Origin of the sequence: Lysinibacillus sp. CNPSo 3705, from assembly GCF_028674935.1 — a bacterium.
Lineage (GTDB): Bacteria > Bacillota > Bacilli > Bacillales_A > Planococcaceae > Lysinibacillus.
Genome location: NZ_JAQZSD010000008.1, coordinates 63,604 through 90,146, shown reverse-complemented (window position 1 = coordinate 90,146; position 26,543 = coordinate 63,604). Strand labels below are relative to the sequence as shown.

18 protein-coding genes and 1 pseudogene are annotated in these 26,543 nt (G+C 34.7%); 5 read left to right on the top strand and 14 right to left on the bottom strand.

The window, feature by feature from the left end; all coding sequences use genetic code 11:
• The first annotated feature begins 10 nt into the window (after positions 1-10).
• Positions 11-1,057 (top strand): Mrp/NBP35 family ATP-binding protein, encoded by a 1,047-nt coding sequence (locus PVA17_RS05025; RefSeq protein WP_274067073.1) that lies wholly within the window; start codon positions 11-13, stop codon positions 1,055-1,057.
• Positions 1,058-1,243: 186 nt separating this feature from the next.
• Here the strand turns inward: PVA17_RS05025 and PVA17_RS05020 are convergent, their stop codons facing one another.
• From PVA17_RS05020 to PVA17_RS04965, 12 genes and pseudogenes are all read right to left on the bottom strand, one after another.
• Positions 1,244-1,531 carry a hypothetical protein gene (locus tag PVA17_RS05020; RefSeq protein WP_274067072.1) on the bottom strand — a complete coding sequence of 96 codons (288 nt, stop codon included), beginning with the start codon at positions 1,529-1,531 and terminating at the stop codon, positions 1,244-1,246.
• A 91-nt stretch (positions 1,532-1,622) separates the two neighbouring features.
• Positions 1,623-1,823, bottom strand: a complete 201-nt coding sequence (locus PVA17_RS05015) for a hypothetical protein (RefSeq protein WP_132357050.1) — start codon at positions 1,821-1,823, stop codon at positions 1,623-1,625.
• Positions 1,824-2,146: 323 nt separating this feature from the next.
• Positions 2,147-3,019, bottom strand: a complete 873-nt coding sequence (locus tag PVA17_RS05010) for an ABC transporter permease (RefSeq protein WP_132357051.1) — start codon at positions 3,017-3,019, stop codon at positions 2,147-2,149.
• A complete protein-coding gene (locus PVA17_RS05005; protein ID WP_274067071.1) occupies positions 3,016-3,936 on the bottom strand; it encodes an ABC transporter ATP-binding protein in 921 nt (306 codons plus the stop codon). Before PVA17_RS05005 ends, PVA17_RS05010 begins: the two co-directional genes overlap by 4 nt.
• A 4-nt stretch (positions 3,937-3,940) precedes the next feature.
• Positions 3,941-4,351 carry a DUF3021 domain-containing protein gene (locus PVA17_RS05000; protein ID WP_483308005.1) on the bottom strand — a complete coding sequence of 137 codons (411 nt, stop codon included), beginning with the start codon at positions 4,349-4,351 and terminating at the stop codon, positions 3,941-3,943.
• Between the two features lie 11 nt (positions 4,352-4,362).
• Positions 4,363-4,809: a LytTR family DNA-binding domain-containing protein gene (locus PVA17_RS04995; RefSeq protein ID WP_274067070.1), complete on the bottom strand. Its 447-nt coding sequence runs from the start codon at positions 4,807-4,809 to the stop codon at positions 4,363-4,365.
• 326 nt (positions 4,810-5,135) lie between these two features.
• Positions 5,136-5,405: a 2TM domain-containing protein gene (locus PVA17_RS04990; RefSeq protein WP_132357055.1), complete on the bottom strand. Its 270-nt coding sequence runs from the start codon at positions 5,403-5,405 to the stop codon at positions 5,136-5,138.
• 118 nt (positions 5,406-5,523) lie between these two features.
• A complete protein-coding gene (locus tag PVA17_RS04985; protein ID WP_132357056.1) occupies positions 5,524-6,300 on the bottom strand; it encodes a thioesterase II family protein in 777 nt (258 codons plus the stop codon).
• Positions 6,269-12,826 carry a non-ribosomal peptide synthetase gene (locus tag PVA17_RS04980; RefSeq protein WP_274067069.1) on the bottom strand — a complete coding sequence of 2,186 codons (6,558 nt, stop codon included), beginning with the start codon at positions 12,824-12,826 and terminating at the stop codon, positions 6,269-6,271. The genes PVA17_RS04985 and PVA17_RS04980 overlap by 32 nt, the downstream gene beginning before the upstream one ends.
• Positions 12,819-18,362 (bottom strand): type I polyketide synthase, encoded by a 5,544-nt coding sequence (locus tag PVA17_RS04975; RefSeq protein ID WP_274067068.1) that lies wholly within the window; start codon positions 18,360-18,362, stop codon positions 12,819-12,821. The genes PVA17_RS04980 and PVA17_RS04975 overlap by 8 nt, the downstream gene beginning before the upstream one ends.
• Before the next feature lie 136 nt (positions 18,363-18,498).
• On the bottom strand, positions 18,499-19,437 hold the full coding sequence (locus tag PVA17_RS04970) for an NAD-dependent epimerase/dehydratase family protein (RefSeq protein ID WP_132357058.1): 939 nt from the start codon (positions 19,435-19,437) through the stop codon (positions 18,499-18,501).
• A 2,310-nt stretch (positions 19,438-21,747) separates the two neighbouring features.
• Positions 21,748-22,012, bottom strand: a pseudogene (locus PVA17_RS04965) (recombinase family protein); the annotation flags it as partial.
• 218 nt (positions 22,013-22,230) lie between these two features.
• Here PVA17_RS04965 and PVA17_RS04960 point away from each other — a divergent pair.
• Together PVA17_RS04960 and PVA17_RS04955 are read left to right on the top strand one after the other, a co-directional pair.
• A complete protein-coding gene (locus PVA17_RS04960; RefSeq protein WP_132357060.1) occupies positions 22,231-22,659 on the top strand; it encodes a hypothetical protein in 429 nt (142 codons plus the stop codon).
• An 829-nt stretch (positions 22,660-23,488) separates the two neighbouring features.
• Positions 23,489-24,313 (top strand): hypothetical protein, encoded by an 825-nt coding sequence (locus PVA17_RS04955; RefSeq protein WP_274067067.1) that lies wholly within the window; start codon positions 23,489-23,491, stop codon positions 24,311-24,313.
• Between the two features lie 131 nt (positions 24,314-24,444).
• Here PVA17_RS04955 and PVA17_RS04950 read toward each other — a convergent pair whose 3' ends face one another.
• On the bottom strand, positions 24,445-24,948 hold the full coding sequence (locus PVA17_RS04950) for a helix-turn-helix domain-containing protein (protein WP_274067066.1): 504 nt from the start codon (positions 24,946-24,948) through the stop codon (positions 24,445-24,447).
• Positions 24,949-24,960: 12 nt separating this feature from the next.
• The gene (locus tag PVA17_RS04945; RefSeq protein ID WP_274067065.1) at positions 24,961-25,335 is read right to left on the bottom strand and encodes a helix-turn-helix domain-containing protein; all 375 of its coding nucleotides are present in this window, start codon (positions 25,333-25,335) and stop codon (positions 24,961-24,963) included.
• Positions 25,336-25,484: 149 nt separating this feature from the next.
• Between PVA17_RS04945 and PVA17_RS04940 the strand changes: the two genes are divergently transcribed.
• Together PVA17_RS04940 and PVA17_RS04935 are read left to right on the top strand one after the other, a co-directional pair.
• A complete protein-coding gene (locus PVA17_RS04940) occupies positions 25,485-25,712 on the top strand; it encodes a helix-turn-helix transcriptional regulator (protein WP_241740671.1) in 228 nt (75 codons plus the stop codon).
• A 305-nt stretch (positions 25,713-26,017) separates the two neighbouring features.
• Positions 26,018-26,518: a hypothetical protein gene (locus PVA17_RS04935; RefSeq protein ID WP_274067064.1), complete on the top strand. Its 501-nt coding sequence runs from the start codon at positions 26,018-26,020 to the stop codon at positions 26,516-26,518.
• Positions 26,519-26,543: the final 25 nt, after the last annotated feature.

The following is a 26,543-nucleotide window of genomic DNA, read 5'->3' as shown; positions in this document are numbered from 1 at the left end:
GGTTTCTAATATGCTAACGAACGAACACATTTTAAAAACTTTGCAGAAAATCGATGATCCAGAACTTCATAAAAGCATCGTTGACTTGAATATGGTACGCAATATTCAAGTCAACGGTACGGATATCTCACTTGATATTATTTTGACTATTCAAGGATGTCCTTTAAAAGCCAAAATCCAACAAGATGTTGAAGAAGCGTTGAAAGCGATCGGCGCATCAAAAGTCTCCATTACATTTGGTTCTATGACAGATGACGAACGTCGTAGTTTAACAGCTTCTTTAAAATCAGAAAAAGTGACGGATAAAGGTATGCCTAAAATGCTTCTTCCCGATTCTGGTGTTAAATTTATAGCAGTTACTAGTGGTAAAGGTGGCGTCGGTAAATCTACCGTGACAATTAACTTAGCAGTAGCTCTTGCCCGTCTTGGAAAACGTGTAGGTATTTTAGACGCCGATATATATGGCTTCAGTATTCCTGCCATGATGAAGATTCAACAAAAGCCAACAATGATTGACCAAACGGCTATTCCAGTAATAAGTCATGGTGTGAAGATCATGTCGATGGGTTTTTTCACAAACGAAAACCAACCTGTCATGTGGCGTGGTCCAATGCTCAACAAATGGATTCGTAATTTCCTTGTCAATACACATTGGGATGAATTAGATTATCTCCTTATAGACTTACCACCTGGTACAGGAGATGTAGCCATTGATATGGCAGCAATGATTCCACAAGCGCAGGAAATTATTGTCACAACACCACACCTTGCAGCTTCTCATGTTGCTTCTCGTGCAGGTCTGATGGCTCAACATACGAAACATACGATTCTTGGTGTAGTTGAAAACATGGCCTACTTCGAAAACTCAAATGGTGAAAAGAACTATTTATTCGGTCAAGGTGGCGCAGAAAAATTAGCAGATGAACTTCAGACAAGTATCCTCGCTCAAATTCCATTTGCGCAACCTGAGGAAAATACAGGTTCTTCCGTTTATGACGAAGACTCCATTATCGGTGAGGTATTTACCCATCTTGCCGAAGATATGATGTATCCATAAAGAGAAAGTAGGCGGTTTTCTTCATCCCCTACTGAAGATTAGTCTTTCCCAATCAGGCTTTTACCGGCAGTTATTCTCCTGCCAAAGAGCATGATAAAACACAAAAATCCTTGGCTCGCTTTTACACGAGCCAAGGATTTTTTTACGGAGCAATGTTCAAATATGAAACACTCCCCTATATGTAATTCAATAGCCCGCTTTTTTTAAAACTTGCATAAAATAAAAACGGTACGTATTTTTAACGAAAGAATCTAAAGGCAGCCCAACATTTAATTGATACTTTGTAAAAATAAAATAAAAACGCTTATCCCATTTTAATCGTAATAACTCCCCAGCATCGTCACCGTATTTCTTCGTAAATTCCTCAATTAAAGGTTCAATCATATAGTAGCAATAATCTTTTAAGTTTGCGAGAGCCTCTATATCTTTCTCCTTTTGAAAACGTGTAATCCAATCTTCTAATTGTTCGTTCATTCTAAATTCATCTCTCTTTATTGAGTTTCTTCCTATTATATTATAACGCTTTTTATAAGTTTTAGCTCCTCTTGTGCTATCATTAACTATGCTAATTTATAAGCCGTTTATTATATTCAATCCACTTTTCCATTTCTCTCTCCACGGCTCGATTTTGCCATTCAAACCAAATACCAGAACATTCACTACAGTGACTGTCTACCCCATTTTTATTATGCATATCTTTTCGAGTAAATACAGTTTTTTTCCGACAGCTGTAGCAGTAAACTTCTTTCTCTTTATCAAATTCCATCACTATCAACTCCAACATTTTTACACATATTCCTTTCCGTTTTTTATATAAATTATTCTAAAACAGGGAAAACGGCCTAAAATCGTATCGCCCTTCGAGTTGGCTCTCAGTTGTTCACAACCTTGTATACAATGACTCTAACTATAACATTAGGATGAACTTTAAATAGTAGGGTTTTATTTTAAACACTCTTCCTATAAGGGAAATAATACATGCTGATTAACAAAAAGAACCACATACGTACGGTGAAGTACGTATGTGGCTCTTCCACAAGTGCAAATGAAGTCATAATGTGTAGTTAAATGCGAAAGTTGAGTAAATATTTATTTGTTTTTTCTACCATATAGCCATAATGAGATAAGCGTAAAAACAATAATAGAAGCAATAATATAAATTACACTATGCATTGGGGAAAAAATCATATCGTTCCATTCATAATGGACACCAAATTGAATTTCATAATTATTCCCTGCTTCAGGTGCACCTTCAAAAACCTTATCAAGGGAATCACGCATCAAAGCTTCTCTAAACAAAACTGTTGTATGACTAATCGGGAATATCATGATTATTTTTTGTACAAAATCAGGTACTGCGCCAAGTGGCACATATACTCCGCATAAAAAACCAATAGCGGTACCTACAACTGTATTTAAGGTTGAAAAAGCATTTTGTGTTGAGACTAACAGAGTAAGAAATAGGTTAAAAACACTGCTTAGTGTAACTGCAAGTACAATAATCCCAATTAGTTGAACTATTTTTTCAAACGTATACCAGGATCCGCCCATGAACACAATAAATAATTGACATGCAATTAACCCAATAAGCGATAAAACAAAGCCAATAAGCAAGGAATTGATAACATAGCTTAATTGAATTTTTGCACGTGCATTAGGAGTTGTTAAAAAATCAGCCATTACTTTTGTCTCTAAGTCCTTTATATAAATACCTAGAGCTGCTAACGTTGTAGTTACAGCAATAATGGAGAGTAAGCCTGCAACCATCCATTCATTCACCATAGTTTTCAATTGATCCGATGCTGGTACTAATTGTTCAATGGCATCTACTTGTGTTTTTTGAATAAAAATCGCATACAGCATGATAACAATAATCACTGATAAGATTGAAAAAAATACAAGCATACGATCACGTCGAAATACTTTATTATGCCTACTAACCAAATTCATCATTGTGTTCATGTTAATGGCACCTCCTCATTAATACGAATAAATACATCGTCCATCGAACCTTTCTTTACTTCAAATGAGCTGATAAAAGTCTGAAGTTCTTTTAAAATATCAAGTGCATGAATGGTAGATTGAACACGTACGCGGTACTCGCCATTTTTCTCTTCAAAATTAAGATTGTTTTGCGTTAGTAATGATGAACCATCTACACCGTTATTAAAAAAGACAAATAATTCATCATATGTATATTGCTCTTTTAATGTATTTGGTGTACCTTTAGACACGATTTTCCCTTCCTTCATTACTACTATCTCATCCGCTACAGCAGCTTCTTCCATATAATGAGTAGTCAAAAAAATCGTCATATTCGTTTCTTCTTGTAGCTTTTTAATTGCATCCCAAACAAAGACGCGTGTTTGTGGATCAAGGCCTGTTGTGGGTTCATCTAAAAATAAAATAGTTGGTTTATGAATAATTGCTCTTGCAATATCTGCACGTCGCTTTTGACCGCCAGATAATGTCCCATATTTTTTCTTCGCAATATCTTCTAAATGTAAATAGCGATCCACAAATCCCCAGTTTTCTTGTAATTCTTTTTTTGTCAAGTTATATATGTTACCTCGATGTAAGATATTTTCTTTCACTGTTAGACGCGCGTCCAAAATGCTTTGCTGAAAAACAACCCCTATTGCTTTTCGAATTAAATAATTATTTGTTCGACTACCTAGAGTCACACCATTAATTTTTACATCTCCTAAAGTTTTTTCCAATAATGTACACAACATTTCAATAGATGTAGATTTTCCAGCACCATTTGTCCCTAAAAATGCAAATAATGCACCCTTCTTTACCTCAAACGAAATCCCCTTTACTGCTTCATGTGAACCGTATTTCTTACTTAAATTTTTCACGTCAATTACTAATTCCATTTAACTAACCTCTCTTTCTATTTTGTAATAAGTTATTAATTTCATCTACTTCACGCTTTGTTAGTAGCCATAATAGAATCCAAATAATGATATAGGCGATGGCTTCAATTAAAAAAACTGGCCAGATGGTATGCCATTTTGATAATTCAAACCAAGAGCCGACCAATCCTGCGACAAAGACACAAATAGTAACAAAACAGAAATGAAGTGTTAATTGAACATTGAAAGACACAATTCCCGTTTCAAATATAAGTGTTGCAATGCCAATTAAAATACCCATAATTGCTGCAGTCAATAGCTCTCTTAATAGATCTTGACCACTAATTAAACTATCTGGGTTGGCAACACTACCTAGTGTTAATATTACATAGGACGTGCTTAGTCCAATAAGAAGTCCAATTATCCCATTTTGTATAATTTTTATTGTTAATTCCTCCCAATACCGAGTGCTTGTTTTAGTTTCTTTAAATAATTTCGACTCACAACAACGGAAATCTCATTTTCTAAAAGTAGTTGTGTTGATCCAAGTGGCCCTAATTGTATAGAGGTAATTTTAGAAATATTAACAAGAGTTGATTTATTGACACGCACAAATTTGTCGCCAAGTAATTGTTCCAATTCATAAATTCTCCGTTTTGAGTCAAATTCTTCTTCTTCAGTTTGAAAAAAAACTTTTATACCTTCTGCATAGATACAGTAAATATCATTCGTTTTTAACATGTGAATTTCATTATCCCTATACCCATCAATGGCATTAACTTCATTCTTTTTTAATTGTTTCATCAACTGTTCAATTTCAGCGTTATATTCATTTGCATAAATGTGTACTTCTATTTCATCATATTGCTTTTCGATATTTATCTTTATTTTCATCTAGACCTCCATGCCACTAAAATAATGATACCATTTAATTTTCCATAAAATTAAAAATCTAAATGAAATGTATTAAATTAACTATAAGGTGTTTATTTTCTTTAATAAGTTGCATATTTAAGTTTTTGCCTCTTAGATACATCAAGCACTTAACACTTCGAATTAAGTAACTGAAAAAGTAATTGAAAGTGGAATTCCAGTCCAAATTACCGAGATAACTATTCAACAAATCCTTTTTATGCATCTAAATAGAAGAAAAACGTTTCAAAAACATTGAGCTTTTGAAACGTCTAGGTAAATCGAAATTACTATTATTAAAGTTGAATTTATTTTTTATTCATATACTTTTCTAACTGCCTCTTCTCCCATTCTTCCCCCAAAAACTTTCCTCTACTAAATACTGAAATACCATGTGCTACAATTCCGATTCCCCAACCTAGTAAAGTATAAATAAACCATAAGCTTCCCGGTGAAGAGAATAAGTTAATAATTATCAATCCTAAATTGACAATTATATATACAAATAAGTGGATATAAAAACTCTTCAATGCTCGAACTCTCTTTATCGAACGTTCATATTTTTCATTATCACTCAAAAATATCCCTCGCTTTTTGATAGAAAAGTTGTTTAGAGCATATAGGATCCATGTTTCCCTCTATTTTCGAAACTCTTTAAAATCCTGCTAACAAGGATTATCCATTTATACACGGCTTTTATATGGTACGTATATATTTATATATCTCAGAAAGAAGGCGATCCTGCGAGCTATTTAAAAAGAAATGATTCCCTGGTAACAAAAACATTTGAAAGGATGAATTTGTTATTTTTCCCCATTGCAAAATACTCTCTTCACTCACCTCTTTATCTCGCGTTCCGCCAAACGCAATAATAGGAATTGTTAGAGACGGCCCTTGTTCATAAACATAGCACTCACATATTTCTAAATCAGCTTTTATCATAGGTAAAGAGAGTTGAACAAGTTCTTGCTCTTCAAAGAACCAATCTGGTGTTCCATTTAGACTCTTCAACCTTTCTAAAAGTTCATTATTTGGCAGAGTATGATAAAAAGTTGAAGATTTCCGTGGTAAATGTGGTGCCCTGTGAGCAGAGACAAATAAACAAACTGGACGAACACCATGACGCTTCTCCAAATGACGGGTGAACTCAAAGGCTATTAATGCGCCCATACTGTGTCCAAAAAATACAAAAGGAACATCATCTATAAACGACAAAAATGCTTCTTCGAGTGCTTCTAAAAGATTCGGAAGATTAGAAATTGGCTTCTCGATCAATCGATTCCCTCTACCAGGTAATTGAATACAGCATACCTCAACATCTTCAGGTAAATAGTCACCCCAATCTTTATATGTTAGGGCATTCCCCCCAGCGAAAGGGAAGCAAAAAAGGCGTAGACGTGGTGCCTTTATAGCTTTAAAAGTAACGATCCATGGATTGTACTTAATGAGAGTTAACTGATTCATTTTTAACATTCCCTTCAAACGACCTTGCTTTAACCGAATTGTTTTCTATTTCCAATTGCTCTTCAATATAAGTGGCCATCTCTTCAATTGTACTGGTTTGTAATAACGCCCTTAAAGGGAAATTGATTTGATAAGTTTCTCGGATTTCCTCAATCATTTTCATTGATTGTAAAGAATCTCCTCCAAGTTCATAAAAGCTATCATGTACGCCTATTTTATCCAATGCAAGTAAACTAGACCATATTTCGGCTATTTTTTTTTCTACTACAGTCCGAGGTTTTTCGTAACAATTAATTGTTAAGCTCTCTACATCTACATTTCTTATTAGAAGTTGACGATCTACTTTCATATTTGAAGTTAAAGGGAAATTATCAACTTTTATATAATTTTTTGGAATCATATATTCGGGTAATTTTTGAATAAGAAATGTTCGTAAATGTCTACTCTCGACAGTTTCACCATGGGCCTGTATATAAAAAGCCAAAAGTCTTTTAGTTGTTCCTTCGTCAGCAACAGTAACAACTACATCCTTTATAGCAGGATGTTGAAGTAACATATATTCAATTTCACCTATTTCAATACGATATCCATTAATTTTTATTTGAAAGTCTTCTCTACCTATAAATTCAATGTTGCCGTCTGGTAAATATCTACCCAAATCTCCTGTTCGGTATAAACGTTCATTCGTCTTAGGATGATAGATAAAATTCTCATTTGTTCGGACTTGGTCTTTCCAATATCCAGTAGACAATCCTATACCACCTATATAAATTTGTCCTGTAACCCAATCAGGGCAAGGTTCTAGTGACTCATTTAAGACAAGCATTTTTTGTTTAGAAAGCGCTTTTCCGTAAGGTACACTTTTACTACTAGCTTGCAAATTTTCAATAGGGTAGAAAATAGACCAAATAGAAGCCTCAGTTGCACCTCCTAAACTTATAATTAATTCTGTAGATGAATACGAACGAATAAGTTCTGGCAACGAAACGGCTATCCAATCCCCGCTCAGCATAACTAGTCTAAGATTATCAGCATATCCATTTTTCTGCGATAAATGATTCATAAACATCTCCATTAAAGCAGGGACTGAATTCCACACTGTAACTTTCTCAATGCTCAAAAGCCATTCCAAATGCTTTGGATTAAACCCGGCATCTGCATCAGGTATGACAATACTAGCACCTGCGGCAAGACTTCCGAATATATCATAGACTGATAGGTCAAAATGTAAGGCTGAAAGTGCAATCACACGATCTTTCTCCGTTACATTAAACTTGCTGTTTATATCAATAATGGTATTTACTGCACCAGAATGAGTAATCATCACTCCTTTTGGATCACCTGTGGAACCAGAAGTAAATATTACATAGGCTAAATCATCAGGACTTTGAACGAATGGCAACGGTTCGTCAGACCAATCTGACAAAAATTGCTCATTTACTTCGTAAATAGATATCTCTTCTGGTAATTCTATTTGAGATTTCATTCCTGATTGGGTAAGAATAATTTTTACACCCGTAGAACGTAGAAGATATAGAATACGTTCATGCGGAAGTGCCGGATCAATAGGTAAGTATGCTGAACCAGATTGTAAAATACCAAGTACACCGACAACTTGTTCCCACCCTTTCTCCATAAAGATAGCTACTAATTGATTAGTTTGGGTTCCTTTATACTTTAAAAATCTGCCTATTTTATTGGACCATTTATAAACTTCATCATATGTCATTGTTTTATGGCTGCTGATAATCGCAGGAGAATTAGGTTGACTCTTCGCTTTTTGATTAAATAGTGAATGTAAAAGATCCGCCGACTCAATGTTTTCATGCAAAATAATATCATTTCTTAGTTCAAGTTGTTCTAGAGGAATTAATGGAATAACTTGCTGATTCCAAATCTCTTCCTCATTCGCAAGTCGAGTAACTAACGACCAAAATGTTGAAAACATGCTACGAATAAAGCCTGTGGGATAAATTTCTTCAACTACATCCCAATTACAATAAAGTCCGTTACGATCATCCCAAACGCCGCAATCTAGCCATACCTGGGAAGTTTGTGTAACACCATTTACATTCACAGGTTTAATAGGGAACGGGACATCTTTTTCCTCCGGTATTGGAACAACTAGCGCACTGGTAAAGACAACTGGCATCTTTGCTTCAAAGGCGCCTCCTTTTTTCGTTGTCATTTCACGAAGCACTTGAACACCACTAATATAATGATTTTCAAGGTCACTCCATAAATCAGCTTGGATCTTCCTTGCGCGCTCAATAAATGAGCATTCATTCGAATTTGTTACTGCCAATAAATTAACTGATGTAAACTCTCCTACAATATCATTTACTTGAGGATGTGCAGCATTTCGATTTAAAAATGTTAGATTAAGTGAAAAATCAGGGCTATTACTCCAATATCTTAGTACCTCCGTAAATGCAGCTAACAAAATACCTGTGGTAGTAATTCCCGCTTTCATTGCTTTTGATTTCAATCTCTTCCATGACTGAAAATCTAAACTTTCGTGAAGACGTACAAATTGTGGATTTCTTAATTCCTTTGGACTTTTTGATAGAGGAAGCTCTGGTGCCATAGGTAAAGAATCAACACGTTTTTTCCAATAATCAAGAGCATTATTATACCTATCTGTTTTTTTGAATTCTTCAATTGCCATAACGTAGTCTCTAAAAGAGATTTCCAATGGTGCTAGCTCATTTTCTTTTCCTTGATAAATTGTCACTAGCTCCCTCATTAAAATAACAAAGCTCCATACATCCCACATTAATGCATCTGAACTAAAATGGATAAGTGATTTTTGATCCTCAAGTAGAGTAATTCTTATATCAAACACTGGCCACGTATAAATATCTAGTACTTGATGGGATAATTCTTCCCTTGTAGCTTTAACTGCACTTTCTACTTCATCAGGATTTTTCCCCCGCAAATCCGTTATTGTAATTGGATAATACGGTACTTTTCGATAAACTTGTTGTTTGCCGTCTGATGTTATTACGGTTCTTAACATATCATGTCTTTTTATTAAATAGTTCCATGCCTCCTCGAACTTATTAATATCTAAATATTGTGCTTCATATTCATCATAACTATGTGTAGCAACATTACCTAATTCGTATACATCATTACGTCCAATCCAGTATGCTTGTTGGATATCAGTTAGTGGGAATGGCTCATATCTGTCTTGTAGATTAGGTTTAATAACTGGAAGTAGCTGCTTATCATCAAAGTACTCTTGATTTTTCCCTTTTAGATTATCAATTTCAATAGCCAATTTCGAAATTGTTGTAAAGTTGAATAAAGTTTGCAACGAGAATTCAATCTTAAAAATCTTCCTTACTTGTGCCGTTATTTTCATGGCAAGTAAAGAGTAGCCCCCTATTTGGAAAAAATCATCATTTACACTAATTCTAGAAACACCAAATACTTCTTTCCATATATCAACCAAGATTTCTTCTGTAAGCGTTCGAGCTGGTGTGTATTCATTAAGCATATTCCATTCAGTAATATCTGGTTCTGGTAGTCGCTTCCGATCAATCTTGCCATTATTGGTTAATGGAAATGCGTCTAACAAAACAATATAGGATGGAACCATATAATCGGGTAGTTTCGTATTTAAATAACTTTTTAAATCCCGAATAGAAACTGCACTATTTTTCTGACAAATAATATAAGCTACTAAGCTCTGCAATTCGGAATTACCGGTTCTGACAACTACAATACTTTGAGTAATCCCCGGATACTGGAGTATGTTGTTTTCAATTTCATTTAATTCGATTCGGTAACCACGTATCTTTATTTGAAAGTCTGAACGTCCAATTAATTCAATATTCCCATCTGGTAAATATTTAGCTAAGTCACCTGTTTTATATGCCCTTTTCATTGTTCCTGATTCATCAGATAATAATATAAATCTTTCAGAAGTTAGCTCTTTTCTATAAAGATAGCCTTGAGCAACTCCATCACCTGAGACGTATAATTCACCTGGAATGCCAACTGGAACTACCTGACGATATTCATCTAAGATCAGTAGCTGGGTATTAGGAAATGGTTTACCGATAGGCAATGAATCGTTGGATTGTAATTGATTATTAGCACACTCGAAGTAAGAACTATCAATTGTTGCTTCTGTTAGGCCGTAAGAGTTAATAACCCTTGTTTGTGCCCCACAATAATTACAAAGTTTCTGATACTCCTCTATTTTCCAACTATCTGAGCCGACAATGACTAACTTCATAAAATCTAATTTTTGTTGACTATCTTCTAAGTACTGTAACAAACTACGAATAATTGCAGGGACGAACTCCGCACAATCAATTTTTTCATGAAGTAAAAGTTGATATAGTTGTTCTGGGTCTAATAAAACTTCTTCTGGACATAACACTAATTTTGAGCCAGAGCATAGCGCACGAACAATGTCACCAACGCATACGTCAAATGAAAAGCTAGCCATTTGTAAATGGGCATGAGTATTATTCATTAACTGATATTCATGTTCCCAGCCATTAAAAGTGTGCACCAAATTATTGTGGCTTACCATAGTCCCTTTCGGAAGACCTGTAGAACCAGATGTGTAGATGATATAAGCCAAACTATCTGGGTTAATCTTAATTGGCTTATTTGTCGATTTTTCTTGATTTAACTTCTCTTTTACCTGTGTATCGTCAACAACAATAGTATTTAGGCTCGATTCAGCTAAGAGCGAACTATTAAGCACTTTATTAGTGATAATAGTAGCTACCTTGGAATCTTTGAGCATGTAATGTAGTCGATCGCTTGGATATGAAGAATCCATTGGTAGATAAGCTAGGCCTGTTTTTAATACCCCTAAAACGGATATAACTAAATCCATTGATTTAGGCAAACATATCCCAATAATTGAATCCTCCGCTTCCTTTTGTTTCAAAATCAAAGATGCAAGTTGATTCGCTTTTACATTAAGCTCCTTATAGGTCATGGATTCATCTTTGAAAATGATGGCTATTGCATCTGGATTTCTCTCAACTTGTTTTTCAAACCATGTACATACGTTTTCATCTTTAGGGAAATCAATGATATTTCCATTCCATAACTTTAATTGATTCAATTCCTCAGTTGTCAAATAATTTATTTCACCAATTGGCTTATCAGGTTCAGACAGAATTTTTTCTAGTAGAATCTGGAAGTGCTCTGCCATTTTGTAAATAAAGGTACTATCAAATAGATCGGTATTATACTCCAAAATGCATTTCTGTGGATAAATATCTCCGCCATCTAAAATATCAAGAGACAAATCGAACTTTGCTGTACCACCATCTATAGGTTGATAATTCATCAATACATTATTAAGTCGATAGTTTGGAACCGCATTTTGATATGTGAATAAAACCTGAAAAAGCGGGTTAAGACTTGAGCTTCTTTCAGGAGCTACATTCTGAACAATACTCTCAAAAGGAACATCTTGGTGAGAGAAAGCTTCTAAAGAAGCTTCCTTCACCTGCTTAAGTAAATTTTTAAAGCTTAAATTTCTAGACAGCCTTACACGAAGAGGCAAAGTATTAACAAATACACCTATTAACTTTTGGAATTCATTTCGGTTTCTTCCTGAGATAGGAACACCAACGATAATGTCATCTTGTCCAGTGTAACGATATAACAAGGTATAAAACACTGTAAGCATTGCCATAAAAGCTGTCGACTCTTCAGAATTACATAATTTTTTCAAATTATCACTAGTTGCTTTTGATAACTCAAAAACATATGAGGATCCCTTAAAAGTTTGTATTGCTGGACGTAAGTAAGTCGTCGGTAGTTCTAAAACAGGCGGAGAGCCTTCGAGGGCTGTTTTCCAATATGTTAGCTGTTCTTGAAAAAGTTCATCAGTCAAATGCTTCTGTTGCCATGACACGTAGTCAGAATATTGCATTGTAAGATTCTTTAATTTAGAAGGTGTGTTGTTGATAAAAGCTTCATATAACTCACTAAGCTCTTGTAATAATACTGTAACGGACCACCCATCAAAGATAATATGATGCATTGTAACTACTAGGTAGTGTTCATCATCATTCAATTGAAGTAAAACGACTCTCCATAAAGAAGAGTCATCTTTTAAATTAAATGGTTTTTGAATTTCCTCATTGACGATTCTATTTCGCTCTTGACGTTGTACGTCTTTAGGCAATTCTCTTAAATCTAAAAATTCCATCATCACTGAAGATTCGGACGTTATTTTTCTTATAGGTTCACCGTTCCTATCTTCAACAATACTTGTACGAAGTGTTTCGTGTCTATTAGCTATTTCTTTGAAACAAGCCTGCAAAACATCAATATCAAGCTCTCCCAATAACAGAAAAGCAGAAGGAATATTGTAAGCAGAGCTCTCAGGATCTAATTGACTTAAAAACCATAATCTTTTCTGAGGAAAAGATAAAGTTTGGTTTTCAGTTTTAGGGATTTCTCGGCCAATTAACTTTGACTTAAGTTGATTTACCAGCAATGCTTTCTGTTCATCTGTAAGTGTTCCAATCTGATCAAGATACTTATTCAACTTGATCCCTCCCAGCTGCGACTAAACTAATAATATCGTTTATTTTGTCTTCTGAAAGTTCTCCTAAATCCGAAATAATCTGTTCTACTTCTTCATCTTGGATTAAGTTGTGCTTTTTATCTAGCATTTCTATAATATTCATTGCTAACTCTTGTGAAGTTACCCCACGTAATAAATCTACAACAGCAATAGTAACCTGAAGACTTGCTTCAATTGTATTTTTCAACTCCATTGCCATCATGGAATCTAAACCAAAAGCGTTAAGTGGTACATTTACTTCTATCTGTGTACGATTTAAACGCAACACGGCACAAGATAATTCCATAATGTGTGCTTCAAGTTGTGATAGCTGTTCCTTACGATCCTTTAATTGTAATAAACTATTCAAAAAGTCTTGCGAATTATCTTCTGAATTATCCGTGTGACTTTGTAATTCTCTATGTTTATTAACAAGTTCGGCAATGATAGGAGGTACATTTCCAAGAGGATAGTTTTTATCGGCTACTTTTGGCCAATCCGCTCCTACTACACTGAATTGCGCTCTATTCTGACATAATAATTGGTTAAGTGCCTCAAGCCCTTGATCATTTGTCATCGAATATAAACCGCGATTATCAAAGTAATTTAGCAAATCAAGCTGTGTAGCCATCCCAGATTCTAGCCACGGCCCCCAGTTAATACTTAATCCATGCATTCCCCGAGATCTTCGATAATGTGCCAATCCATCTAAAAATGCATTGCCCGCTGAATAATTAGCCTGTCCACTCATAACTACAACAGATGCAATGGATGAATATAGAACAAAGAAATCTAGTGATTGGTTTTCAAAATGTTCATGTAAGTTCCATCCGCCAATCATTTTTGGTCGAAGAACATCGGTAAATTGTTGCTGATTCATTTGATATAATAATTGTGGTCGAGCTACCCCGGCTGTATGGATTACTCCACGGATTTCTGGCCACCCAGCTTCAGAATAATGAAGCAGAGATTTCTCTATTTCACTCTTATTACATACATCAGCAGTAGCTATATGGATAGTAGCTCCCAGCGACTCTAGCTCTTTTATAGCTGTAATACGCTTCCCTTCTACACTATCGATATCTACTTTATCCCAATCTAAACGATTGTGGAATTTTCCACGGCCCATTAAAATTAAATGCCTAGCGCCTTTTTTAATCATCCAGCGAGCCGTTAATAACCCTAAACCACCAAAACCACCAGTAATTAAGTAACTTGCATCTGGTCTGAATACTATTGGAAGTGGCTTATTAAGTTGAACATCTTCTTCTAACCGAACAACAAAACGTTCCCCTTGTCTAAAGGCAACATGATCTTCTCCATCTGTATTCCAAATCTCTTCAAATAATAGATTACTATTTTTCTCAACTGACAAGGAATCATCTAAATCTATAATTCCTCCCCATAAATTCATATGTTCCTGATGCCCAATCGCTTTTGCTAGCCCCCATACAGCTGATTGAGCTACGTTATTCAAACCGTCCGTACCTACTTGCTGTGCTCCAGTTGTTGCTACCCATAAACGAACATTATCTGGAAGCTGCTTATGAACAATAGATTGAACAAGGTGAAGCAAACCAACACAACCCAATTCTTCCACTCTATTTAAGCCATTGGTGTTTAAAATATCCGTTACTTTATTATCGAGTGCCCAACCATAAATAATTCCTCGACATTGAGCGGAATCTGAAAGTATATCATCCATTAATATAACGAAATCTTCAGAATTTGAAGGGTTTATAGTAAATATATTATTTGTTTTTTCGTATTTAACTCCTGGATGCACAGAATAACAGTGCTCTCCTACCTTAAGTAGCTTTTCTGCAACAGAATGTCCTATTTTTCGTTCGTCTTCAAAAATTATCCAATACCCTTTGTCAGAAACGTTTTTTACAGGAGAATATTCACTAGCTTCTTTTCTTACTTGCGTATGCCATTGCAATTCATATATATCTTGTGTTCCTAAAGATTTGTTAGATGAAGTTGTATCCTTTAATGAAACTGCGTTACATCCTAAAATTTCCATAATAATATTTCCTTCAGAATCAAAAAGGTGTATATCTCCCTCTAATGATGTTTCTGTTTTGTTCAAAATAGAAGCATGAATCCACAAATCTGTATTTAAACGAACTTTTTGATGTAAAGCTCCCTTTGCTACACCTACAGGCATATAAACTGTCGTATTCTCTTCGTCCTCTTGGAATGGCAATGCAGCAGCAAGTACTTGGAAACATAAATCCAAGATAGAAGGATGTATTTCATACTCATCCAATTGAGCTCCAATTATTTCGTGTAAACTTATCTTTGCCAATGCTTCTTGCTCGCCTTGCCATAGTGTTTCAATACCCTGGAAAGTTTCTCCATACTCAAGACCAAATTTACGGAATTGTAAATAACATTGTTCCTGGGAAAGTTGTAAAGTACAACGTTGTTTTAAGACTTGAAGTTCTTTGTTTTGAGATTTAAGACTAACGTTCGGTCTTATCTGCCCTTCAGCATGTAATGTCCAGTCCTGACTTACTCCCGTAGGCTGACTATAAATAGAAACTGTTGAGTTTTCCACTGAGTAAACCAGTCTTAATTTTACGGACTCTCCTAATGTTAAAAACAAGGCTTTATTAAACTTAACACTTTCACCACAGACGAAACCAGTAGACCCAAATAATTCTTTAGATGCTGCTAACATCATTTCAACATATGCCGCCCCAGGATATACATATGCTCCCTGAATTTGATGGTCGCATAAATAAGGAAGGCGATTCAAATCTAAATCATTTTCCCAAGTAGGCTCAGGTGTATTTAATTTTTTTCCTAGTAATGAATGGACATGTGTTCCCAGTCGCTCTTGTTCGGATATTAAAGACTCTTGCCAATAGCGTTCTCTCTGCCAAGGGTAAGTAGGTAAACAGATCGTATTATCCGCCTTTTTGTGTATGTTATCCCAATTAATAGCATACCCTTTTGTATATAAGGCACCAAGAGATTCGAATAATACCTCCTTATCTACGGCTTTGCGACGTAAAGAAGGGATTATTAGTCCTTGAACGTTATGAAGTGACAAGCATTCTGAAATAGAATTAGCTAAAACAGGATGTGGGCCTACTTCTATAAAATTATAGAAACCATCTTCAATCATGTTATTCACTGCTGCTGCAAAAAGTACTGAATCTCTTACGTTTTTCCACCAATAGTAGGCGGTAAAGTCATCATTACTCATTAACTTGCCAGTTACAGTAGAATAGATTGGAGTGTGTGGTTTATGAACTTTAATATCTTTAAGAGCATTTAAAATATCTTCTTTTAAAGGATCCATATAATGACTATGATACGGAACTTTAACATTTAGGTATTTATAAAATATTTTTTTCTTTTCGAGTGATTCAATAAGTATATCAAGGGATTCAGGAGCCCCAGCAAGCGTTACAGCATTAGGACTATTAATAGCAGCTATAGATATTTGATCAAGATCTAGAATTTCAATTCTGGCTTCTTCAAAAGATAATCCCACCGCTACCATCTGACCTAATCCAGTAGTACGTTGCTGTAGATTACTTCGATGGTATATTACCTTTACTGCATCTTCTAAACTGTAAACACCAGCACAATAAGCTGCTGCAACTTCTCCAGCACTATGTCCTACGATAGCATCAGGTGTTATTCCCCAAGATTTCCATAATTCAGCCAAACCAACTTGTAGCATAAAATTAGCTGGCTGTGCAACTTCAGTTTCCTCCATTTTGGATGATAGTTCATCAGCTAGCATAGCATCAATTATTGACCATCCTGAAAGACGTTTAAATATCTCGTCGCATTGCTCTACGGCTTTACGGAACACATTATCTTTTTGAAGAAGTTCTCTACCCATAGCCCACCATTGCGGACCCATTCCAGTGAAAACTAAACTTAAAGGTGATTTTTTATTATCAGCGACTCCTGAGACAATACCAGCTTCTTTACCATCTTCCAGGAATACATCTAATTTCTCCATTAATTTATCCACAGAATTTGTAGTTATAGCTAATCGATGACTATGATGGCTACGTCTTGTAATAGCGTTATACCCAATATCACGTAATGAGTATTTATTATCAGAAATAGCTCTTTTGAAATCTTTAGCATAGTCTTTTAATGCCTGAGTATTCCGTGCAGATAAAACTATTGTTTGGAGATCCTCCGTTTTTCCTATGTCCTGAATAGTCTCATTAGGTACATATTCTTGTAAAACCACATGGGCATTTGTTCCACCGAATCCAAATGAATTAACACTAGCAATTGCTACATCAGTTTCTGGCCAAGCAGTTAATTTTGTTGGAACTTTAATATTTAGTTTTTCAAAATCGATATCAGGGTTGGCATTCTTAAGGTGGAGATGAGCCGGTATTTGACGGTTCTTCAAACAAAGAATTGTTTTAATTAATCCCGCTACACCTGCTGCAGCTTCCGTATGCCCAATATTAGTCTTAACTGATCCGATATAACATTTGTCCCCAGGAACTCTATCAGCCCCCAAAATACTTCCTAATGAATTAGCTTCTATAGGATCTCCAACCGGCGTTCCTGTTCCATGAGCTTCTACGTACTGTACTTGATTAGGTTTAATACCACTCTTTTCATAAACGTCACATAATAATTGTTTTTGTGCTTCTGCTCTTGGCACAGTAATACCTTGGGAATTACCATCTTGATTAACCCCACTACCTCTAATAATTGCTTGGATAGGGTCATTATCCTGAATTGCTTGAGAAAGTGGTTTTAATAATACAACTCCTGCTCCTTCGCCACGTACATAACCATTAGCAGAAGAATCAAATGCTTTAGATCTCCCATCAGCTGATAACATCCCTGCTTTAGATTCAGCAATAAAATATTCTGGCTTAATCATTACATTGACACCGCCCGCGAATGCCATTGTACTTTCCCCATTCCTTATACTTTGACAAGCTAAATGTAACGCAACAAGGGATGAAGAACATGCTGTATCCACCGTAATACTTGGCCCACGGAAATCATATGTGTAAGAAATTCGGTTTGCCAATAACGTCATCATCGCGCCTGTAGCTGAGTGTGCATCTACTAAATGTCTGTTAGATTCCGAAAATTGCAATAATTTATAATCTAAAGTGAAAGCACCCATGAAAACACCTACATTTGTACCTGCTAAACGTTCCTGCATTTGACCTGAATTTTCCATAGCCTCCCAACAAACTTCTAGAAGCAAACGTTGTTGCGGATCTAATAAAGCTGCTTCCCTAGGAGATATACCAAAGAAAGAGGCATCAAATTGATCTACATTGTCTAAAAATCCACCCCACATAGAATTCGATTTCCCTTGGTTTACCTTATTAGAACTATAGAAGTTTGATATACTCCATCTATCACTTGGAATTTCAGTTATAGCGTCCACTTCATTACTTAATAACTCCCAGAAAGATTCTGGTGAGTTTACACCTCCTGGGAAACGGCATCCAATACCTATTACCGCAATTGGTTCTATTAAATTATCTTTTAATGTCATCATATTCCCTCGCTTATAGTAGTTTTATGTTTTGAAAAGAAGTTTTTTTATCTTGCGTTTAAAGTAGCAATGTATTGTTCTTTGTACTTCCTTAACTACGTATAAAAGAATGTATATCAAACCTTCACAGAATTGGATACTAGAGGTTATTTCGATACCAATCTAACGTTTCTTTTATAGCTTTTGCATGCGGTGTCACCTCTAGACCAAACGTACGCTCATACTTACTATGATCAACGATATATGGTTGATTATAAACATAATAAATTTCTTTCATTTCACGCATATAAGGATTAAACAATGCCATTAATCGGAATATTTGTTTCGGAGCACATTGTACTTTAAATGTTTTCTGTATTTCTTTATAAACTAGTTGTATTAGTTCTTTAGTAGTGACAGTAGTATCACTCGGGATATGCCATATTTCTCCAAGCGATTCTTCATTCTCTGCTAAAGTTACAAGTCCTCTAGCGAAATCATTTATATAAATATGTGTATGAGGAACATCTATGCACCCAATTACTTTAGCTGCTTTTCCTTGTAACGCAGACTTAAATACCCTTTCACCTAGGATTGAATGTAAAACATTTGGACCATAAAAATCAGGTCCTCTTCCAATAGCGGCCCGTATTGTACCACTATAGTGAGCTTCTAATATTTCTTCAGCCATTTGAGCTCTAACTAACCCCTTCCGATCACTCGCAAGATTTAACGACGATTCATTGTACGGCTGTTTTGAAGAACCATACATAAAAAGGTTATCTGCATAAATCAATTTAGCCCCTGCTTGACTTGTTCCATAAATAATTCCTTTGTTTAAATTCGGAAATTGCTCTGGCCACTTCGTATAATCAGGTTTGGCACAATGATATACAACTGTTGCTCCCTTAAATGCATTAGCTGACTCTTCAAAATTTGAAACATTCGCATGGATTAACATTACGTCCTTAGGAAGTTCGATGAAACTCTTTTGGTTAACCATTATGACCTCTTTCTCCCTAATTAGAAGCTCTCTCATTACTGCAAGCCCAAGTGGTCCAGTTCCAACTACAACATGTTTTTCTTTATTAGCACACATTTCAACCTCCTATAAAACACTTTTTTTGGAAAACAAAAGGTAATATAACAAATAATAACATTAATCCACCCTTTTTTACTCTACCATATTTGTATCTTATTGGAAATAAATATTTCTGAATTTTATGTTAAAATACCTATGTTTATATTTGCTACCTTTAGAACTATATTGATTTCAAATACGCATTAAAAGTAGGATAAATATTCCAAACCTCTTTACTTTGAAATGAAGGTGCAAATGTATTATTTGAATAATCGTTTAAACGGTAAAAAATCAGTTATATTAATCTAAAAAGATCCAAAGCATAAGTATTAAGATTTTTCTAGTCTCTGTCGCACTTGTCTTATAGTAAATTATTTTAAAATTGTTCTAAGACTTCCTTCCATCAGTGAGCCATGCCTTTCCGTCGCCCTTGGATTGCCATCCGTCAATGCCTGAACAAAAACAATAAGGAAATAAAAAGTGGAGGTAAAATGGGATAAGAATTATTCGGAGTTGTGAAATGATAGAAACACTTTATTTTTCAACTTATGGACTTGAAAGAAAGTTATATTAAAGCTGTTGGGGAAGGTCTTTCTATCCCTTTAAAATCAATTTCTTTTGAGATTGATTAATGAAAACGAAATTATTTTTACTAATGGTTCATTGACGACAAATACAGATTATCTGTTTGTAATGAAAATGCTTTATTCCCTAAAAAATTAGATCTAGAGTTTTCACTAAATTTATTAAGATTCTATTAATCTTTTAAAATTGATTTAAAAAAATTCTTCTTTTTGTAGCCTTTGAGAAGCGTCTGATAGCGTCGTACTAGCATCATAATCGACGAGTTTATAGACAATAACAAAAAAAGAGAGCATAAACATTGATTTATGCTCCGCCTATTAAACGATAATTTTATAACTTTTTTAGTATGCAACGATATTTTTTTCTCCATTTTTTTAAGTTTTTTTAGATGATATGATACATTTCTCCATAAAAATTTTCTCCTATTCATTCTCCATCCTTTTCTAACGTATTCTCAAAAAAGGAAAAGCACTTCAAATCCTTGATAACAAAGGATCTAAAGCAGTTGGTTCAAATTTATTCTATCTGGATCTATAGACGTCCCAGGAGGACAATACTGATATATCAACGGTTTACAACTATCATGTTTACCCTAATTTAAAGATAACCCATCACACCTGAATTTGTCTTTTTCTTCTTTATCGAAAGTAGGATTAAATCAAGCAAAGACCAAGTTTGAGTAATCTAATACTAAACTCGGCCCTTTTATACATTACTGTTTTTATTTTAGCAGTCTTAGTTTTGGATATATTTTGGAAATTCCTATACCCTCTATTGTTGCATTTTCAAATAGTTCATTGTAGCCTTTAAACTCTTGTGTATACGAATCTTTAGTTCTTGATAGGAAGGATTTTTCTAAACTATGACTTATCCAGTATTCATCCTCTTTATAGTAAAAATTGAGTTCGTCACCCATTGAAATGAGTTTTTGAATTCTAAATATTCTTTTTCACCCATGTACTTTGCTCCTTTTTAATAAACTAGACCTCTACTAGTGCAGTTCCAGTCACGTTTATGAGTTACTTTTGGGTATTACTTCGAATTTCCATGATTTGTATAGTCAATATCCAGGTCAGCATTCCCATTTTTATCATAATATCTTCCTTGCTCAACTTTTCCGTTTCAAGCGCCATTTGCAGTTCTGTCACGACTAGTAAGAGCACCATCAAATTTTACCTATAAAGTATATTTAAATAAGCATCTTTTGCTACGTCTTTGTTGAATCGTATTATTAATTCAATTAAACGATCCCTTATTCTATAAGTCTTTTATTCCTTTTTCACTAGGAATTACAACCTGAAATTTTCACAAAAATAATCCTGTACCAATTACAAGTCGTTCTTTCCTTCTATTCTTCTTTTTCCGGAAAGGCAGCTAAGCTCCCGATTCTTTCTCGCCAAAGTTTGAAATCATCTGCGTTGCATTTCCTGTGATTCCTTTAGAATAGGTCTCGTCAATTCCAAATAACCTTTCAATGTCTGATGAGCCGTAATAAATACAATTCATATCGTTTACACCCTATTCTCTTATCGTCATTCTAACGTAAATAGAGCGGTCATAATATCCAACAATTCGGGTATTTAATTTGAGAAAAACAAAGGAATCTTGACGGATATTATTCGGTAACACTTTGCGATATTGTTATATTACGGGGAAATCGCTATGACGCATTTCTGACGCAAGTTAAAGTGGAATAATACATTCCCGTATATTTGAAATAGTTACATGTATACCCTGTTTTAAAACACGCACACCGCGCTCGAATAACGCCTCGACGACATCGATACCCTCTTTAGTGTTACGTGCTAGACGATCGAGTTTCGTTACTACCAACGTATCACCTTCCGTTAATAACGCCATGACTTCATTAAATACCGATCTATCCGTCTTAGTCCCCGTAAACTTCTCTTTATAGATTTCCGTACAACCTTCTGGCTCTAACGACTGTATTTGCGATTCTAAATCTTGCGCTACTGTCTACCACCCGAGCATATCCGTATTTAGCCATTATATCGCCCCCTGCTTTTGGTAATAAGTTTTGAAGTATCTATACCCCCGAGCATAATCCCGATTTCGGACCACTTTATTCAATTAATCATGAATGACCATATTTAATGGAATAATAATCCTGTTTACCTTGATAAGAATATAACGATAAAATATGTTAGTTCAACTTTATATTTGCTACAATGAAATATTCAACAGTTATACATAGGAAGTGAAGAATTGTATTATATAGTACTTTCAATAGGATTATTGCTTGTTCTCTCGCAAGCTATATTATTAATTTTTATGTATCAAGACAAAGAACTTCTATCCTTTGATGCATTTAAGTCTCTTTTTGGTTTTTTAGTAGGTGTTACTTTGTTAGTGCTTACCCTACCAAGTCTAAAATCTGTTATTCAAAAAGATTATGATGTTATTAGTGGGGATTGTACGATTGAAGTTTCTTCTTCCGGGCGCTCTGCAGAAGCATCTTTTAACATGATAGATACTAATGAACAATATTACTTTAGCGAAATACCTGAGCTAGATGCTTATGGTAAGTCAATTCCTTACTATTGTAAGGTGACTGTTACAAAAGACCATATCTTTGAAATCGGTTATGAAATTTATGATGCCAAATCACGAAAATTAATATCAAAAAATGACTAGAGACGTTTGTAGCCGCCTCTAGTTTTATTTTGGTCAATGTTGGTGCAAGCCCAAGCGAATGCCGATACTGTTGGAGCAGGATTAGCGACTCAACCCGTTGGCGTGGGTGAGTATTTAACCGGAATGTCGTTAATTACACCATTACATATATAAACAAAGCTATATCGTTAAGCCAACCATTATTAAAACACTTGCCGAGAAACGCGCAGAAGCACTTCAAACGAACGCGCTTTGTCGTATTCTTTACTTTCATTTGCCCTAACCATCCGTAAATGGCGTCAGCATCTATAGCAAGCAAGTATTCAACGTCTGTCTTACGAACAAAATTTACGTACGTTTCATAATCGTGAACAGTACGCTCACGCAATCGCTCGCATCTGTCTTACAATAATTTCTAACGCTTTTTCGATAGATAGCGCAGACTTCGGATTAACAACGATCGGGTTCTTGCTATCCTCCGCGCTGAATATTCATTTAAACCGTTTCTTTTTTAGACAACGCAAAAAAACCTCCTAACGTTTAGTTAGAAGGCGTTTCAATTTCCGCAGTTAGACACCACTTCATTGACCGCTATAAAACTACGCTAGAAGGCTATTTTTTTATACCGCAATAATGACGTCCCAGGAGGACATACTACAATATTGATATATCAATGGTTTACAAACAGAATGTTTACCTTTTGTTTACCTTGAATTTTTTGACCACTCATCACGGAGTGGTCTTTTGTTGTTATTAAAAGCAAAAGTAATGTTAGTTTAATAGAAAATAATTCATTACTTTTTATTCATTTCATTTAATGGTATAATCTAACTAAATAGGAGGTTAGTAAATGAAAAAACTACCATTATCATTGGCTGCTAGTAGCATCTTTTTATCGATGTTATTTACTCCAGCCCATGAAACTGTACAAGCAAAAGAAATGGAAAACAAAGCGAATTCAAGCACATACATGGTTGCTTTAAAGAATCAGCATACAAAAGGTGGAGGTAAAGAAGTTGAGGTTAAAAAGGTGGAGACTAAAATTGAATCACCTCGTCAGTTAGAATCTTATTTAAAAGAAAACTACCCAGAATTAAAAACTGACCTTGTTACAGTAAAATTTGATTACACCGTGATTGAAAATGATGATCTACGATTTGATTATGATTATAGTATAAACTATAAATTGACTTTTTCACCATGGCAATCGAACTTCGAATCTGCAATGGATAATCACTTAAGATCGATTAAGCATCAAGATACAGCCCAAGAGGATGTCGCTAAAGCTAGAAAACAGCTTAATGATTTTATAGAAACAATGGCTAAAGATGTAATAGGAAAACTGCCAAACAAAAGAATACTAGGGGAGAATTTCGAAAGTTGGTATAAATATCCGAACTTAAGAATGGATTGGCATTGGTCATCAAAATATAGCTGGACTAATTATGAACCAATTAGTATGAAGCACGTTTGGGTTGATCGACCAGAAGATTATTATAGGGTAACGAACCCAGTGGATTTTAATCCAACTTCTCCAGCGTCCCCGTTAGAAATTCAATATCGCAATGAGGAAAAAGAAAGAAGTTCCTTTGAAGTGGAATATTTACTATTAAAATATAAAGACTTCCAAATTACGGAATTTGGTTGGAGAAAATATTTAGATGGTTCTCATTGATATAATTATTTATTAGCACCTTAATAGGGTGCTTTTTCAATTAATAAAACGAATAAAACAATTGTTTTTGAAAAAAATCATAACATTTGTTGCTTAACCCATTCAAAATAGAGCATCTTTTATTCCCCTATCTACCATTCAAGCCAATTTTCTAAGTTTGGTCTGCTATTTGTTTGTGTACGGTCATCATGTTCATTAAGCCAGTTATAAAATGGTACTGGACGTTCTCTATTTGGTGTTTCTTCTATATATGATGATTTACTAGACTTAATACTTAATCGCTCTATAGCTTTACTATATGCCCCTACGACTACGGCTCTTAATGTACTAGCAACTGTCAGTACACCTTCTTTAATGTCCATAGCAATTTTAAACATCACATTCTTAGCTGTGATAAAGTCAGATGCATTTTGAACCTGAGAAGCTAATATACATTTATGTAATTCGTCTTTTAAGTTATCTGCTAATGGTAGCGAATGCATGAAATCAAATAGCATTACCTGGTACTCATTCATGTATTCTTTTTTCTTTTCAGCTTGCAAAGCTAATTCATTTTCAAGACTCATAATATTATTTGCTTGTTTAGAACTTAAAAGATTAAAAGAGTTAAAAGATAGGTTTTCGGATTGTTGCACTTCAACCTTACTCTAACAAGGCTTTTCAGCTTTTTCACGCTCAGACATTGCCGCTGGGACATTGTAAGGCAAAATGATATAAATACTTGCACCTTGTCCACCTTTGCTTTTTACAGTCGTTTCTTTCTTGATGATTCCTAGTGATTCCAATTTTGAAATAGCACGATAAACCGTCTTTGTGCTTATCTCCAATGATGCAGCAATAGTAGCAGCTTTTAAGTGACAAGCCCCTGGGTATTCCAAAACGTGACTAGAAAGCTTGAAAACGATGGCACGTTCGGATTCAGTCAAATCATAGTAGTGTGCTGCCATGTGGTTCTCAACAGCTGTGTCCATATCTGCTATCGATTCAAACGTTTTGTAAGTTGCTAAGTATTCAAACGCCATCGTTTTCACCTCACTTTCATTATTTTTTATAACTAATTAATGATAATATATACCATAAAAATTATATTGTAAAGCTTTTTATAATTTTTAAGTGATATTTTATTTATTTTTAATTATCATTTGATGTATTATAGTTATAAGGAAAACAAATGAAAGAAGGTGTTTATATGGGGATGGCTAAGAAAATCAAAATGCTTATGGTTGAAAAGGACTTAACGCTTTCCGAGCTCGCTGAAAAAATGGGTACTTCTCAACCTAACATTTCAAACAAATTAAAACGTGACAATTTCAACGAGAAAGAATTAAACCTTATCGCAGAAGTATTGGGAGTTAAATACGAGGCTAATTTTGTATTAGAAGATGGGCGGAAAATATAAAACAAATAACTATTGTGGAGTGATTCAAATAGAAATGAAAGATTTGGTGAAACAAATAGCTGCAAAACAAAATAAGGCTATTAAAGACGCTATCCAATATCGTTTAAATGAAGGTTATCATTGGATGATTTAGAAATCGAATATGACACTACTACCACAAAAAAGAAAAACATTATTAATTCCACTTTAAAAATAGAAGTCAAAGTAATTGGTAAAACAGATAACTAATCACAGTTGTCTGTTTTTTTATATGTACATATGTCTCTATTTTCCCTAAAATGGAAAAGTAGAGGAGGAATTATGAAATGAAAAAATTAATTTTTAGCGGGGCTTTAGTATTAAGTCTAGGATTGGCAGCTTGTAGCGAAGAAGCTGAAAAGCCAATACCTAAGGATCAAACAATTGAGAAGCCAACACAAAAAGTTTCTGCCGAAATGAAATGGCAAGACGAAATAACAAAGTTAGCTTCAAATTCTGATAGTGCATCTGATAAGTTTTATGCACTTGAAAAATTATTAATGGATTATAAAGCTACTGAAGCCGAGGTTAAAGAATTTTCAACGTACATCATTGATGACTACAAATCAGGTAACTATCTTAGTGATATTGGTAATCATGAACGCATGTTATCAAACATTTTTAAATCCTATTACGTAGAGAAAAATAGTGAAGGTGCTCTAAAGGACTTTGCTTTTGATTACTTCCAAAACATGAAATATACATATCGTGGTGCCGATACTGTTGATAGTGAAGCTGTAAAATCAAATGAAGAGCAAATGAATAAAGCTCTAAAAGAAATAAAATAAATGTTAAAGCCATTCTTACGGATGG